The 15,602-nt window shown below is 47.5% G+C and carries 6 protein-coding genes; all 6 read right to left on the bottom strand.

Annotation, left to right across the window (positions count from 1 at the left end; translation table 11 throughout):
• Positions 1–9 precede the first annotated feature (9 nt).
• A complete protein-coding gene (locus C7460_RS07830; RefSeq protein ID WP_147302884.1) occupies positions 10–5,112 on the bottom strand; it encodes a hypothetical protein in 5,103 nt (1,700 codons plus the stop codon).
• A 22-nt stretch (positions 5,113–5,134) separates the two neighbouring features.
• On the bottom strand, positions 5,135–6,997 hold the full coding sequence (locus C7460_RS07825) for an outer membrane protein assembly factor BamB family protein (RefSeq protein WP_115867538.1): 1,863 nt from the start codon (positions 6,995–6,997) through the stop codon (positions 5,135–5,137).
• Positions 6,998–7,014: 17 nt separating this feature from the next.
• Positions 7,015–8,721 (bottom strand): hypothetical protein, encoded by a 1,707-nt coding sequence (locus C7460_RS07820; RefSeq protein ID WP_115867537.1) that lies wholly within the window; start codon positions 8,719–8,721, stop codon positions 7,015–7,017.
• Positions 8,718–10,133, bottom strand: coding sequence for a PorP/SprF family type IX secretion system membrane protein (locus C7460_RS07815; protein WP_170147931.1), 1,416 nt, complete (start codon positions 10,131–10,133; stop codon positions 8,718–8,720). Before C7460_RS07815 ends, C7460_RS07820 begins: the two co-directional genes overlap by 4 nt.
• A gap of 11 nt (positions 10,134–10,144) precedes the next feature.
• Positions 10,145–13,624, bottom strand: a complete 3,480-nt coding sequence (locus tag C7460_RS24445; protein ID WP_115867535.1) for a PKD domain-containing protein — start codon at positions 13,622–13,624, stop codon at positions 10,145–10,147.
• A 90-nt stretch (positions 13,625–13,714) separates the two neighbouring features.
• Positions 13,715–15,602, bottom strand: a 1,888-nt coding sequence (locus tag C7460_RS23690) for a hypothetical protein (RefSeq protein ID WP_170147930.1), incomplete at its 5' end; no start/stop codon positions are given.

Here is a 15,602-nt window from a genome sequence, read left to right as displayed (position 1 = left end):
AGTTTCATATCACATTGTCATTTCAAATTCCTTATCTAAACTAAAATTGAAGAGCAGCACCTTGATCCTGGCCTGAGCATCACCATAGAGTAGTGTAGGCGGTGGATTAAAGCGCATCATGGCATCCACTGCCACATAGATGTCTGCCAGCGTTACTGATCCTTTTTTGATAGGCAGCTTGTAAGTCAGAAGGATTTTTGCCCAAAGCTCCAGCCACACACCGGCTTCCATCACCATAAACTCGGGCTTGTGCTGAATGATGGCCTGAATACCTGCCGCAGCACCCGCGTCGATCAATAAGCCAATAGCTGCCACACCTACGTCGAGGTTTATGGTAGTCCTGAAGATAAATTCCAGTCCCAATCCCAGTTCGATAATGTTTTGGTTCATATCCAGCCAACCTGTAGGCCCAAACCCTACACAGGCCATCACAAAACGTATCTTTTCTTCTTTGCTACCAATAGCTACTCGCCAGGCCCCGGGCTTCACATCTATGAGCAGACTCCCTGAAGCACATAGTGCTTTGGTTTGTATTACCGCGGAAGCAAAGCCAAAAAAGTGCTTTTCTGCAGAATTATACTTCAAAGAAAGTTCAGCCTGAATGGCCGCATCTTTGTCCACCTTGTTTACGCTCGGGTTCTGATTGACAAACTGTGCGTTGCCATCGAAGCTAAACGCATAATCGCCTGTAGCATAGGTACTCATAGCTGCCTCTATTTCGAGGCGCATCTTATCCCCGTTCTTAGGCCCATACATGATGAGGTGCAAGTAGGCGCCGTAGTTGGTATTTGCATCAGGCTTCAGCTCACCGAGCCCCTCGGCAGACATATGGTGGTACACCCGCCCACGAAGCGCCATAATTTCCAGCGGACCGATTTTGGCACCTTCAGGCTCTTTCATCTCACCAGACATCTCTCCGCCGGCTTCTGCAGTACTGGCCGAAGGCCCATCCTCACCCTGCTCTGGACTAGCGGCAGCAGCCGCTCCACCCACTTCTACCATCCAGTAGCTCACGCCTTCTTTTCGGCCATTGATGTAGATCACATTGATGGCAAACGTGTTGGGCTTTTTAATAAGTGCTTGCACATCACCGGCAAACCCATCGCCATAGATCGGGTGATCTTTCATAAAATGAATCAGCCCGTTAATGTCGAGAGCCGGAGAGCGCACCTTTACAGGAATGGGGTCAAAAAGCAGGTCCTTCGGGCTACCTCCGGAGAGGAGTTTGGCCCCTGCTGCACCGAAATCTACGGGTACATCGATGCCTATTTGGTCTCCAAGCGCATTATTGGCCAACTCTCCAAGTTTATCAGCAGCCATATTAGCCACCGCTCCACCGATGGCATCTATGGCAGCCTTGCTGATATCATCCGCTATTTCAGCTGGCTTAATACCTTCGATAGCATCACTACCCACCTTACGGATGGCAGACATCATCTTGTCCAGGTCCACACTCCCTTTCACATCCTCTCCCATACTCTCAAACTCTTCTTCAAGCCCAGCCACTACCTCATTCATCATGTCGGCTGGTTTCTTATCGGAATTGAGAGCCCCCATCACCACGGTACTGATGGTGTTTTCCAACACCCGATGCGCCCGATCACTTAGATTAGCAGACACAAAGCTGGTGAGCGGGAAGGTGATATTTTCGTTGACGGCAGCACTGAAAGAGTTGGACACTCTGGCAATTACTCGTGCTTTTACCGATACCACTACTTCACCTACTACTTCAGCAATGTTAGGCGCCTTGTCCTGCAACTTGCTGATCACTCTGTTGGCAGCTTCATCCACTGCACTGTTTACAGCATTTTCAATTTGAGTCTCTACTGTACCCGTCAGCTGATTAGACTTCTTGAGGATTTCACCATTGATTTTATTGGTCAGCCGGTCCACAGGTTCGAGAATTTTTTCGGCCATGGAAGTGAGCTGATCTGAGGCAAACTTGGCTGCAAACCCTTTCAGGTCTTTCATGATATGCGCCAGGTCATTCAGCTGCCCGTTATCCTTTTTAATTTCAGTAATGAGCAACCCGATTTTTTCAGCCTGCTCCGGGTTGCTCATCATACCTTGCAATAGCTCCAGGTAAACGATGAGTTCTTCTTTGACAGTGGCAAAATCTACTTTTTCTTCAGACTCATCGGATTGGTCTACCATGTCGGACACCTCATATTCCTGACCGCCCATAGCGGATGCTGCTGCCGACAATGCTTGCTGAGCAGATGATTCCAGAGCAGCCTTTTCAGCTTCTAGCTCTTTGACCATATCGGCTTCCAATGCCGCCATTTCTGCTTCTATAGCTGCCAAGCCATCCTGAGATGCTCCCAGGTCAAATGCACCCTGAACCTGCGCAGGAATGTAATCTTTGTCGAGCAGAGGGTTTTTGTGTAGCGAATAGAGGTTAAAAGCCGGCGCCCCATCATCTCCGGCTACATCTTCACCCATTACTACTTTTCCGGAGATAGCTATCCCATAGGCATCCTCATTTCGCCCGGCACTCAACGCGTCTATGGTGACAGGGTAATCTTTGAAGGTCGTTTTTACCTGCTCTGCAAGTGCTACGATGCCTTCAGGAGTAAAAAAACCTATCGAATAATTCCCCCAAACATTGAAGTTTGGTACACCCTCAAAAGAAACATCCAGTGATGGCCAGGACAGATCCAATGTCATCTGGATGCGTTCCTTATCCACGATCTGTGCTTTTTTGATGGCTATATCCAAGGTGAGGTCACCACCTTCAGGGTTGTGCTTAAAAGTAGTGCCCGCTATATCCGCTACCACTCCGGGGCGAAACCCCTTGTTGCACAACTGAGACTCAAACGTGAAGGGCTTTTCGGTAGATATTAATGGAATAAAAAATTTCCCTTCCAACTTGCTTGCTGCATCTACATTTTGATTGGACAAGACAAGTTTTAAGGAAGTGTATTCGGCAGGAAAAGTATTAAAATATGCTTCTGACCCTGATAAATCCAGATTTACATCTAAGTGCACGCCAGAATGTACGACCCAAAGCTCGGCACCATCCGTTTCGTTCTGCTTGATGGTTTCTTCCACGGGCACATCTACATTTAACTGGTCATCATAGTCAAACCCACCGGGAAGCGACACCCTGGCCTCCTCGAGGTAGATCCCTTTCCAGTAAGGATTGTCTGCATGCTGGCCTGGAGATTCATTGTCAGAAAAATCAATGACACTGGCTAAAGGCTGGATAGCAATGCCAGCGCCATCCATTGCCAAAAAGGTTTCTGTGTCTTCGGCACGAATCACACCTACTTGCTCTGCATCGAAGAATGCCCACCGTGCACGCTCCATGGCTGTAGACTGCACATGGGTTGGAGCTTTTACTGCCCCTTTCAGCTCAAAGCGGAATTTTTCCTGATTGATATAAACCCTACTGCTTTCCGAGATACGAAGGGCAAACCCTGATGGGTCAAATAAATCATATTCCTCTTCCGCCATAAACAGGTTACCAAAAGGAGTAAACCCATTGAAACTAACCCAGGCCTCTTTGGATACCAACTGTGTACTGCTCCCTTCCTCCACTGGAAAGGGAAGGTCCCAGTGAAACTTGCCACGAATGCGCAGGCCATCTTTGGTGAGTTTAAATGCGTCGTAGATAAACTCTCCCGCGCCATTGTCTTCAAAGTGTGGAGCTAATGAATAGGTGCGTGGCTCAATCTCAGTAACTATCTCTCCTGCTTCGAGGTAGTAATACCCATTGCTTTCGCTGACCACCAGATCTGTAAATGATACTTCTACCCAGTCGTCTTTACTGTCCGAAAGCAAAGCCCTTCCCCCTCCGCTAAGCGCATTCAGATCTTTATTGGAAATATAGTCTACGAGTACAGTGCTGTTACCAGCATAAAACTGCTCCACCAGGCTAGGACCGAAAAATGTAGACACCTCACTACTCGCAACTTCTACATCACCTGAAAAAGCCTTTACCTGCCAGGCATAACGCTGCTCTATTTTAAGTCTGCCGATCTCCTGAGGTTGCTGATTTGGTATGGTAATTAGAGGCGTCTTTTTCGAAAACCAAACCGGATTGGCAATGATCCCTTGCTCCGGGTCCTGGTTTTCGTTGAGCTCCTTGATGGTGAGTTCATAATTGATGCCAATACCGGGCACCATCTGGCTGGGACTCGACCAGATCACTTGAGGCACCATGCCCCTACTAAACCCAGCTTCATCGTCGGGGTATAAGAGGGAAATTTTACCACCCGTGGGATAGCCATAATGAAAATAGCAATACTCACTGAAGCCGTCGTTTTTATAATAGTTTCGGCCTTCTTGCTCCAGGGCTTGCACACGATAGATATAGGTTTTGCCTACCTCCAGTAGTGGCTGAGTAGGTCCATAGGTGATAGAAGTATTGTTGACAATATCACTCTGATACACTTGCAGTGCCTGGCCATTGGCCACCGCACTCAATGGGTTGGCATTGACATCCAACAACTCCCACATCGTCAGCTGATAGTCTACATTCTGGCCGTTTGGGTTTACAGTGTTGAAGGACTGCCATGTAATTGGAAACTGAGCAGACGTGATAGGGTCTATGATTTTATCACATTCCGGACTCAAGGTACGCGGAGGATCCATGAGCTGAATCCATACCTGACTGCACACCTCCATAGACAAAGGGTCCCCAGTGTCATAATCCAGCACCTGCAGGCAAAAAGAATACATGCCCTCGGGCAGCCTGCCGGAGTTAATCAGGGCATTGGCATCTCCCTTTATGTTTAGATTTTGAAAATTGAAGTACTCGGCCCACTCACTACCGGAGAGCCGGTATGGCTCTCCGGGTAGTACAGTGATAGGCGTGGTAGGAGTAAACCCCGGCTTGGTTTGCAGGCTCACATTGGTGCCTGAAATGGTGAGTTTTAACTTAAAAGTCCATGATGCTTCATTGAAGTCATTGAAAACAATGTTGCCTACCAGACGCTCGCTACCTACTTCTATGTAGTCACTGAAATACGCAGAGTATGGGTGTGAAAGCGTGGGTGTTACATTAGCCGGGTAATGCTCTACCTGGGCATGCGTCACACAAGACAACAACCACAAGAGCAAGGCAAGCGAACGTGTTTTAAGTAATGAAATAAGTCTGAAAGCAATCATGGGCCAGGCGATTCGTCAGTGATTAAAGGTCGTAGCATGCAAGTCTGCCTTCAGCAGACTTCAGGTAAAGCTTGTTGGTCACGGCATCTACGGTAAAAGTTGGTGTCCTATCCGCAGTGACTACCATGCCTTGCTCTTCACCACTTGCCAGGTCTATTTTCACAAAACCAAGCAGCTTGTCACGCTCGGTAAGTATCAGCTTGTAGTCCTCGGAAGCCGCCTGCGCACCAAAACGCATTTTAGCCAGCTGGCTAAAATCACCCGCCGCACCGGTAGCAAAATTGGAAATCATTGCCTGCTGCTCGGCTTTGTTCATATAAGAGTCATTCCCCTGTACGGCGCCAGTGAAACCATAGGCAAATGCCGACATTCCCGAAACCATCGCTCCAACTTCAGCTGCAGCACTCAGTGTTCCCAGTGCCAGTTTAGCCCCCAGGCTTTGGTCTGGAGCCTCGTAGTATTGATGGTAAACTTTATTACCAGAAGCATCCAGCAGTGTGACATTCTGATTGCCCGTCACCGCATACTTTTCGCCTACCAACCGAACGCCTGAGGGCACTTCTCCCTTGAAATCGAAACTACTTCCTATTACCGACCAGTCCTTCTGCGGCAGATCCACGCGAATGAGTTTGCCCTCTGCAAGGAGCACAAAACTTTGATCAGAGTCTTTCACAAAGCTCACCGGAAAGTCGCTGGATAGATACTTTGATCCTGTCCACAGCTCTTTTCCATTTTCTTTACTCAGGAAATTAGCACCTTTACTGGTGATATAAAAAATGGCATCTCCCTGATCCTCAATATGCGAAATATAGCCGGTAACTACAGGGCGCTTTTTCCAAAGCGGTTTGCCCGCTTCATCTACATAGTTGAAGTAATTGCGTCCGCTTCCATCATCTCCTACATAGATCATCCCATCGCTGGTAGGGTACACCCCCACGAGCTGGTCACCTCCAGTACCTATTTTTTCCTTTTTCCACAAAGGATCTGGTGAGTCGTAAGAATATCTATTGGCCGAAAGCGTATGCAACAATAAGTAATCACTTTCACCTAGTGCTACACCGGAGTATTTGGATTTGCTATACTGAATGGGTTTTTTCCATATGGGCTCACCTGTAGCTACCTGATGGGCTTGCACACTGAACTTACCTACCCCACCAGATACAGTAAGTGCTGATGGCTCGGCGTTCTCAGCCTTAAAAAGATCTGATGGACTTCCGCTCACTGCAAAAACTGTTGCCTCATCTGGGCTGAAAAAAAGGTCGATATAATCCTTTTTTGCTTCTGCTTCCCAAAGGACTGCTCCAGTTTGTCCATGCAGTCGAAAAAGCCTGGAACCATTGGCATACAAAATATGCCCTTCACTATCTATCACAGGCTGAGCCAGCGTTCGTCCTTTTGCCTTTTCCATGGGGGTATTCCACAGCTCTTTTCCATCGTTGAAATTGTAGAGAGCCACACCGTCTCCCGACGCTTTGGAATAGGTAATCATGATCCCCCCTACTTCGCGGACCAACCTACGGCTTAGTACTTTTTCAATGCCCTCATCTCTGGAGTCAAATACCAGAGCACCGCTAAGGCCATTAATGATCAGAGTCTTGGCATCAGCACCTTTGTCATCTATCAACACCAAAGGTGTTCCGGGAATGGTATTGTAATATTCTTCTTGAATTTTGGTAACATCAGATAGCTCCCAAATCTTGGTGCCATCTCTGGGGTCAAGCCCAAAAAGGCCATTGTCACATGCGGCAATCACAATGCCCCAGTCGTTTACCTGTATCCATTTGACTTTCCCCGATAGGGATGATTCCCAATCAGGCGTGAGAACCTGTGCATAGGCAGCACATAAGTATAAGGTAGCAAAACAAGTAGTGAGTAATTTTTTCATAGTATGTGTGTGTTTGGTTAGATTCTAAAACTGTAGTTAAATGTGATTCTTAATTCTTGTATTTGAGAAGATTGCTCCTGACGGCCATTTTTCAATATATAAAAGGCGTTGAGGCCAAAATTGTGCTGCTTAGCCGGAGACCATGAAGCAGACCAACGTATGTTGTTGATATTGCTGTTTAGCGTTTTTCCTAAATGGCTATTGAGTACGCTCAGCGAAAGGCTGTTTCGTACTTTGTTTTCGAAAAATGACCTACTCAAACTGAAAATAGGCCCATAAGTAGTATTGGTAGTGCCTACAGATTCAGATTGGTTGTAAGACAATGAGGTGTTGGCCGAAAAAGATGGCCCCAGGGTAAAAGAGTAACCGGCATTGGCACTTTTGAAGTTTGAGGCATTGCCCTGATTGTCATGTGCATCCTGGAAGTTGGCGGACACGAACAGCGTGTTCTTTTTGCTCCCACTGCCCACCTGATAGTTGGAAGAAAACATTGCAGATTTGGTCACCTGAAAAAACTCAAGCGTATCAGACAAGATGTCTGTACGAATCAACAACTGACGCGTACTGGTGCTGAAGTTGGAATAACTTAGGTTGAAATTGAGCCGCTCTGATGCAGTGATGGTGGAAGAAGTGCTAAAGATAACCCGACTGACTTCCGCTACATTTTGATCATTTAGGTTGTTGTGCTGGATGCCCGTACTTGCCGAAAGATTCACTTTGTTGTTAAACAGTGGCAGGGAAAAGCCTGCGGTGATATCCTCCAGGTCGTTGTTTAGGAAGGATGATCCATGCGTGACGTAACCCGGATCTACGCGTCTATACGCCAGATTGATCTGAACCTGATCTCCTTGGTACGTCAGCTGCGACTTGAAAGCATTGGTAAAGGTGGATGAAGCATTGGGCTTATACAGGCCTGCCAGGTTGTTGATAAACGAGTAATCGTTGATAAAAAGCTCAGGAATTCGGGTGTCTCTGGTAAACAAACTGTAAGCATACTCTCCCTCTACTACAAATCGCTGAAAAATAGTAAACCCGCACTCTGCTCCCATGACCAAATTCTCTTCAGGGGTAGGTACCATCTCTTCTGAAAGGCTGTCTGCCAGAGTGATGGAGTGCACATCATCTAGTGATTTGAAAAACATTACCGCAGCACGCTGCTCTGAGGTTTCGAATCCGACTTTGGCCCCAAACCCCATACGTCTGTACGTCGGTGTGGCAAAAATTTGCCCATCTTGAGCAAACTTGTCTACTGGCTTGGCAAACCGGCCATAGACCGCAGATACCCGAAGTGGATTGTCTTTAGGTTCGTACTCCACTCCTACCCCAAAAAACAGATTTCCGGCAAGGGTATAATCCGAGAAATTTAAAGTCCGATGACCCAGATGTAGCGTGACACCTTTGTATGATGGGCTTATCCCAAACCTATTGAAAGGCTGCGGCTGAGAAAAACTGCGATTTTGCTGGCTAATGGTAAAAGAAAACGGCGCTTGAATGATATCCAATACGCTCAAATTCAGATTAGCATTTACTTGCCAGAAAAAAGGATCTCGATGCATCGGAGTACCTTTTGCATGGTAGTAGGTATTGGTCACAGTTATACCTCCGCTATAGCTCAGCAAATTATCCTTTTGGATATTTTCCAAATCCTGTGCTCCAAGCGCCAGGGACCACAACAGTCCCAGAAGAGAAAAATAATGCCGATATGTTGCTTTTACAGCCATCATTTTTCGCTTTTATAGATCCAGGGTTCCTCGATTATAAATGGCATAGCATCACTTCCCTGCACTTTCTCCAATAGCTGTTGTGCTTCAGTGAAGCTTTTGGTTTCATCGGCATATATAAAAAACCAGGTGCCTGAAGCGCTCTGTACCAGTTTAGTGCTGAGTTGAGCTTCTCTCAGCAGCAGTCGCTGAAAGGCCTTTGCATTTTCAAACTTCTTCAATGCTCCTACTACCACGTAATAGCTCATGGAGTGATCAGCACTATCCACTGCCGAAGCCTGTAGCTTTTGCACTGTCTTCTCGAGATCTTGCTGGTACGCTTCTACAATTTCCTTTAGCCGCTGCAATTCCTCATTCTGACTTTGAAGCTTGCTTTCAGCTTTTTCAAGCTTACCTCTTACCCGCTCATTTTGCTGTGCGATAGCATCTAGCCGCTCCTGATCTGCGAGCGATTGGTGTGATGGTCTGGCTTTAGCCTGCCGAGTAGCAGGAGCTTTAATGGCACGGTGCAGTCTGATCCCAACAGTAAACTCATGCGTAGAACCACCTATGATGCTCAAATCTGTAGTCGGGAATTCATAAGCATAGCCAAACACATATTGATCTTCGAGCTCAAATCCAATGCTGGCGCCCGCACCAATGTCGTGTCTATAAACCAAATTGGTCCAAATGAAATCTTTGTAAGAAGCATAAAGGTTGGCATCATACTGTGAGCGCAGGCCCTGTACAGTACGGACCAGCACATGTGGGCGAACTTTGTAGTCATTACCAATAGTGAATGTATACTCAGCAGTGGTATAAAAATGACGAACCAGCGTATAATCGAGGCTGCGAAAAATAGCTTCTTCTTCGTGCTTGAAGGTATTTTGAAACATCTGCTCTCCAGAAAAACCAATTCGCAGGTTTTTCACCTGATAGGAAAAACCAATGTTGCCCTCAAAAACGGTATGTTGATCAACCTTTTCCAATAGGCCTGGATCTGAAACGTCCTCTGCACGAATACGGTCGAAAAACACTCGGTTGCGAAGTGCAGTGAAGCTCATACCAAACCTCAACGACTGATTTGGTGTAAGCCCAACTTCATAGGCGCCCGTCAGTGCTCCGCCTGTTCGACCAAGTACGTTTGTCACATCATTGATAAAGGTGACCCCCAGGCCTACCGGATGATTTTTCAATTGACCGTCCAGCGTAAACACCTGGGTTTCCGGTGCTCCGTCTACTCCTGCCCACTGCTTCCGATACAGAAAATAGGCCGAAGATTGCTCATACCCGGCCATCGCCGGGTTGTACAAATAGCGATTGAGGTAAGCATGAGTGTACAGCGGTGTCTGCTGGGCTGTCAGCTCCCATCCTAGAAGAAACAAGGTCATAAAAAGCCCTGTTTTTACAGCTATTGTTAAGGTAGATTTCGTCATGATCGGCCTCATTAGTTGTTTCGAATTATCGTTAGTGCTCCCTGGTATTTTTGGTCAGATTCTGAAAAAGTGATGACATAGAAGTAGGTGCCATCCGGCAAAATGTCATTTCCATAGGTCCCCGCCCAGTCATTGTCATAGGCTTTTTCCTGAAAGACAAGGGAGCCGTACCGGTCATAAACACGCACGTTTACATCTCCGAAGGCTTCGACATTTTCTATTACCCAAGCATCATTTTGCCCATTCCCATCGGGGGTAAAGACATTGTTTGCTACGATTTTAAAATCATCATTAACCATTACCAATACTGTATCGCTATTTTGGCAACCGTATTGATCGCTCACTGTGACCTCATAACTTGTGGTCTCCATAGGTGTAGCAATCGGGTTTGGAATATTGGAATTGTTGAGGCCGTCTAATGGGTACCAGCTATAGTCTACACCTCCACTTCCATGCAACTGTACTGAGTACCCTTTACTGATGCTCGTGTCCTGACCAGCACTTACCTCAGGAGTGGCATATACCTGTACAACATTTGAATACACATCTGTACAACCTTCAGCCGAACGAGCAGTGAGAGTGATTTCATAATCGCCATCTGTAGCGTAAAGATGCGTGGGACTTTCGGCAGCTGACTCTTCGCCATCCCCAAAATCCCAGGAATAGGTAAGGAGGCCTTCAGAAATAAAGGATTCGTTGTTGGGCTTTACAGCAAATCCGTCACAAACATTGACTACCGAAAATTTAGCAACTGGAAATTCGTGAACTACCGCCGTACCACTGCCAGAAGCTACACATCCTTTATCCGACTTTAATCTCAGATTGACGTCATAGCTACCATGGTTGAGGTATTGTTTTACCGGATTGGCCAAAATAGAATTTGTTTGATCACCAAAATCCCATAAATACTCCTCTATAGTTCCTTTATTAATCGAACTCTTATCTACAAATTGAGAAGGTGTACCATCACAAACAGACTCCACACTATATGCTGGCTCCGGCAGTGGGTAAACCGTTACTACTTTAGTCACCGATGACACACAGCCCTGATCGGAGGTACCCGTTATGGTCACAGCGTATTCCCCATCGCTAGTATATTCATGTTGTGGATTGATATCGTTACTTAGGTTGCCGTCACCGAAATTCCATTCGTAATCAACAGAGCCGGTAGAAATGCTGCTATTATTCACAAAGCTGACCTTTTCGCCTAGACAGACATCATCCATATTGAAATTCACCTGTGGTAGTGGTGACACCCGAATTACCTGCGTTTGCTCACTTTCACAGCCATCTGCATTTACTACAGACAATGTGACATGATAGAGGCCAGGGCTTTGATAGGAGTGCGTAGGACTTTCTTCTTCAGAAGTAAGGCCATCTCCTAAATCCCATAAATAAGAAAGGCCCTCACCAATAGAAGTATTGATAAATTTCGCCTCCTGATCATGGCATATGGATTCAAAAGTGAATTGCGCTTGCGGCTGCTCATATACAGCAACCTGCTGCTGCTGACTCGTGACACACCCTTCGGCGCTGGTGGCTTTTAGGCTCACAAAATAATCACCAGATGCCTCAAATGTGTGCGCTGGATTTACCACTGTGGCAGTCTCACCATCCCCAAAATCCCACAAGTATGTAAGGCTTCCTGATGTGATGTAGCTGTCGTTTGAAAACTGAGTGGCATTCCCGTGACAGACTTCTTTAAATGTGAATGCCGTTTCTGGAAGCGGAAATACCCGAACAGTCCTGGCAATATTGTCCGCACAACCTTTCTTAGTGGTAATATTCAAACTTACCTCGTAAGTCCCGTCTTCAATGTACCGATGACTTACGTTTGAGTTGGTGCTACCTTCACCATCTCCAAAATCCCATGAATAGCTTGCAATGCTCCCTTCCGCTACTACGGACAAGTCTGAAAAATCAACATCATTACCAAAGCAGACATCCTCGTGGCTAAATCTGGCTGTAGGTATTGGATTTACCTTCACCGTTTTTGAAAGTGAATCCACACACCCGCTAGCTGATGTGGCTGTCAGTTTTACCGTGTAGACCCCAAACTCTTTGTACTGATGACGCGGGCTGGCCAAAGTTGAAGATTCACCATCTCCAAAATCCCATGCGTATGATGCTCCGACAGTTGTTGTATTTGTAAAAGAAGTAACAGTGCCTTCACACACTTCCGCACTCTCAAAAATTACCTGAGGCAATGGATTTACGATCACCTGGAAGCCCTCGGAATGGGCTAGTTCACAGGTGCCACTTTGTACTTGAACACGATAAAAAGTGGTAGTGGTTAAGTTCTCAAAATTGAGCTGGCTTGTGGTGTTTGATAAATCCGTCCAGGTAGTTTCATCTTCTGATTGTTGCCATTTCAAAATTGAGCCTACATAGTCGTTTAGCGTTAACGCTCCTGAGTTGATGGCTGTACAAACTTCCGAGGTTCCATTGATAACTCCTGCTACCGTAGGCGGATCAACTGTAATTTTCACAGAATTACTAATTACCTGTTCACATACGCCACTTTGAACCACAGCACGGTACCAGGTAGTGGCATTTAGGTCGTTATAATCTAAGGCAGCAGTCTGTTGATGAATAGGCGCCCAGGGTTGCTTCCCCGTAAGTGAGTATTCCCAGCGCACAATGTTGCCAACGTATCCAGTGAGATTTACTGTACCAGCATTGGTTCCTTCACATACAGCTACAGCTCCTGTCAATACTCCTGCATCTGTGGATGGACTTACCGTAACTGTAGCGATGCTTGAGTAATCGCTGCTGCAAACTCCATTGGCAACAATTGCCCGGTAGTAAGTGGTAGCTGTAAGGTCTGTAACGGCAAGGCTGCTGCCGGCATGGCTCAGGCTAGTCCATGGGCCGAATGCTGAAGTGGACGATTCCCAGTCCTGTATCGTACCGACATAATCACTCAAAGTTAGTGTGGTGCTGTTGGTGCCACTGCACACTTCCTGGCTGCCACTTAGCTGGCCTCCATCGCTTTCTGCATCTATCTGTATCTGGGCACTGCTGGAGGCTACCTCCTCACAAACGCCACTTTGAACGATCGCACGGAACCAGCTGGTTTCCTGCAAATCGCTGTAGGTAAGCGTTGTGCTCGTTTCATCTATCGTAATCCACTGGTCACTGCCTGTCAGGCTGCGTTCCCAACGAATGACATCTCCGGTGTGGCCACTTAGGCTTAAGGTATAGTCGGTGTTGTCTGAGGCACACAGAGTGGTAGCTCCTGATACCGTCCCACCAACAGTAGATGGACTTACCGTAACAGTAGCGATGCTTGAGTAATCGCTGCTGCAAACGCCATTGGCAACAATTGCCCGGTAGTAGGTGGTAGCTGTAAGGTCTGTAACGGCAAGGCTGCTGCCGGTATGGCTCAGGCTGGTCCATGGGCCGGATGCTGAAGTGGACGATTCCCAATCCTGTATCGTACCGACATAATCGCTCAGAGTTAGTGTGGTGCTGTTGGTACCACTGCACACTTCCTGGCTGCCACTTAGTTGGCCTCCATCGCTTTCTGCATCTATCTGTATCTGTGCGCTGCTGGAGACAGCCTCCTCACAAACGCCACTTTACACAATCGCTCGGAACCAGGTGGTTTCCTGCAAATCGCTATAAGTAAGTGTTGTGCTCGTTTCATCAATCGTAATCCATTGATCACTGCCTGTCAGGCTACGCTCCCAACGAATAACATCTCCGGTGTGGCCACTTAGGCTTAAGGTATAGTCGCTGTTGTCTGAGGCACAGAGGGTGGTAGCTCCTGATACCATCCCACCAACAGTAGATGGACTTACCGTAACTGTGGCAATGCTTGAGTAATCGCTGCTGCAAACGCCATTGGCAACAATTGCCCGATAGTTGGTGGTAGCTGTAAGGTCTGTGACGGTAAGGCTACTGCCCGTATGGCTTAAGCTAGTCCATGGGCCGGATGCTGAAGTGGACGATTCCCAATCCTGTATCGTACCTACATAATCACCCAGAGTTAGTGTGGTGCTGTTGGTACCGTTGCACACTTCCTGGCTGCCACTTAGTTGGCCTCCATCGCTTTCTGCATCTATCTGTACCTGGGCGCTGCTGGAGGCTACCTCCTCACAAACGCCACTTTGCACGATCGCTCGGAACCAGGTGGTTTCTTGCAAGTCGCTGTAGGTAAGCGTAGTGCTCGTTTCATCTATCGTAATCCATTGATCACTGCCCGTCAGGCTGCGCTCCCAACGAATGACATCTCCGGTATGGCCACTTAGACTTAAGGTATAGTCGGTGTTGTCTGAGGCACACAGAGTGGTAGCTCCTGATACCGTCCCACCAACTGTAGATGGACTTACCGTAACTGTAGCGATGCTTGAGTAATCGCTGCTGCAAACTCCATTAGCAACAACTACCCGGTAGTAGGTGGTAGCTGTAAGGTCTGTAACGGTAAGGCTGCTACCCGTATGGCTTAAGCTTGTCCATGGGCCAGATGCTGAAGTGGACGATTCCCAGTCCTGTATTGTTCCTACATAATCGCCCAAAGTTAGCATGGTGCTGTTGGTGCCACTGCACACTTCCTGGCTACCACTTAGTTGGCCTCCATCGCTTACTGCATCTATCTGTATCTCTGCGCTGCTGGAAGCTACCTCCTCACAAACCCCACTTTGCACGATCGCTCGGAACCAGGTGGTTTCTTGCAAGTCGCTGTAGGTAAGCGTAGTGCTCGTTTCATCTATCGTAATCCATTGATCACTGCCCGTCAGGCTGCGCTCCCAACGAATGACATCTCCGGTATGGCCACTTAGACTTAAGGTATAGTCGGTGTTGTCTGAGGCACACAGAGTGGTAGCTCCTGATACCGTCCCACCAACTGTAGATGGACTTACCGTAACTGTAGCGATGCTTGAGTAATCACTGCTGCAAACTCCATTGGCAACAATTGCCCGGTAGTAGGTGGTAGCTGTAAGATCTGCGACCGTAAGGCTGCTGCCGGCATGGCTCAGGCTAGTCCATGGGCCGGATGCTGAAGTGGACGATTCCCAGTCCTGTATCGTACCGACATAATCACCCAATGTAAGTGTGGTGCTGTTGGTACCGCTGCACACTTCCTGGCTGCCACTTAGCTGGCCTCCATCGCTTACTGCATCTATCTGTACCTGGGCGCTGCTGGAGGCGACCTCCTCACAAACGCCACTTTGCACAATCGCTCGGAACCAGGTGGTTTCTTGCAAGTCGCTGTAGGTAAGCGTAGTGCTCGTTTCATCTATCGTAATCCATTGATCACTGCCCGTCAGGCTGCGCTCCCAACGAATGACATCTCCGGTATGGCCACTTAGACTTAAGGTATAGTCGGTGTTGTCTGAGGCACACAGAGTGGTAGCTCCTGATACCGTCCCACCAACAGTAGATGGACTTACCGTAACTGTAGCGATGCTTGAGTAATCACTGCTGCAAACTCCATTGGCAACAATTGCCCGGTAGTAGGTGGTA

The sequence above is a fragment of the Marinoscillum furvescens DSM 4134 genome, assembly GCF_003386095.1.
GTDB lineage: Bacteria > Bacteroidota > Bacteroidia > Cytophagales > Cyclobacteriaceae > Marinoscillum > Marinoscillum furvescens.
The sequence above is the reverse complement of the archived record's forward strand: the minus strand, read 5'-3'. Positions and strand labels throughout refer to the sequence as shown.

What these genes read in the sequence shown, in the direction of transcription:
- C7460_RS07830 (WP_147302884.1), bottom strand. Translation starts at nt 5,112, where the DNA reads ATGATTGCTTTCAGACTTATTTCATTACTTAAAACACGTTCGCTTGCC.
- C7460_RS07825 (WP_115867538.1), bottom strand. Translation starts at nt 6,997, where the DNA reads ATGAAAAAATTACTCACTACTTGTTTTGCTACCTTATACTTATGTGCT.
- C7460_RS07820 (WP_115867537.1), bottom strand. Translation starts at nt 8,721, where the DNA reads ATGATGGCTGTAAAAGCAACATATCGGCATTATTTTTCTCTTCTGGGA.
- C7460_RS07815 (WP_170147931.1), bottom strand. Translation starts at nt 10,133, where the DNA reads ATGACGAAATCTACCTTAACAATAGCTGTAAAAACAGGGCTTTTTATG.